The sequence below is a fragment of the Mesorhizobium sp. f-mel genome (assembly GCF_053850215.1).
In genome coordinates, this window is the sequence record NZ_JBSPTO010000077.1 from 1 (window position 1) to 1,060 (window position 1,060).

Here is a 1,060-nt window from a genome sequence, read left to right on the forward strand (position 1 = left end):
AAAGCGTCCGATGAAAGCCCCCCCGACTTAAGCCCGGCAAAAACGGCGTCGTCGAGGTGGATCTTGTTCTGGGACGGGTTGAAGTCGGTGACCTTGTCGACATTGCCGTTACCAAGGTCGCTATTGAAGACGAAAATGTCGTTGCCGCCAAAGCCGCTCAACTTATCGGCACCGCCGCCGCCGTTGATGACGTTGGCGCCGGCATTGCCCTGGATGGTTTGGGCCAACGCGTTGCCGGTCAGGTTGATTGCCGTGGTGCCGGCGTCCTTCGTGGTGCCAAGAACTTCAATCGACGTGCCGGCTGAGAGAGCATAGCTCACAGAGGTCCACACCCTGTCTTGACCTTGGCCAGAGGACTCGACCACCTTGTCGCCGGCATTGTCGACATAGTAATCGTCGTTGCCGCCAAAGCCGCTCAACTTATCGGCACCGCCGCCGCCGTTAATGACGTTGGCGCCGGCATTGCCCTGGATGGTTTGGGCCAACTCGTTGCCGGTCAGGTTGATTGCCGTGGTGCCGGCGTCCTTCGTGGTGCCAAGGACTTCAATCGACGAGCCGGCTGAGAGCGCATAGCTCAGAGAGGTCCACACCCTGTCTTGACCTTGGCCAGAGGACTCGACCCCCTTGTCGCCGGCATTGTCTACATAGTATTCGTCGTTGCCGCCGTGGCCGATCATGGTGTCGGCACCGCCGCCGCCGTTTAGAGTGTTGGCGCCGGCATTTCCCTCGATGGTCTGGGCGGGGCCGTCGGATGGGGGCGTGCCAGCATCGCTAACTGGAGGCGTATCAGAATCGCTAACTGGAGGCGTGTCAGAATCGCTGACTGGAGGCGTGTCAGAATCGCTAACTGGAGGCGTGGCGGGATCGCTAACTGGAGGCGTGGCAGGATCGCTAACTGGAGGTGTGGCCGGGGCCTCATCCTGAAGATTGTGCTCCCGGAAAACAGCCTGCAGTTCCGGCGAGCTCTCAAGCGCGACGTCGCCTTCCTGAGAGCCCCAGGCATAGGCAAAGTCGAATTCGGGCGACGGAACCAGTTCGTCCCAATGGTCCATCATCGTCT

At 60.6% G+C, this 1,060-nt stretch carries 1 pseudogene; it reads right to left on the bottom strand.

Annotated elements, in window-relative coordinates:
- Positions 1–1,060: pseudogene (locus tag ACWUKX_RS30945) on the bottom strand (calcium-binding protein); the annotation flags it as partial.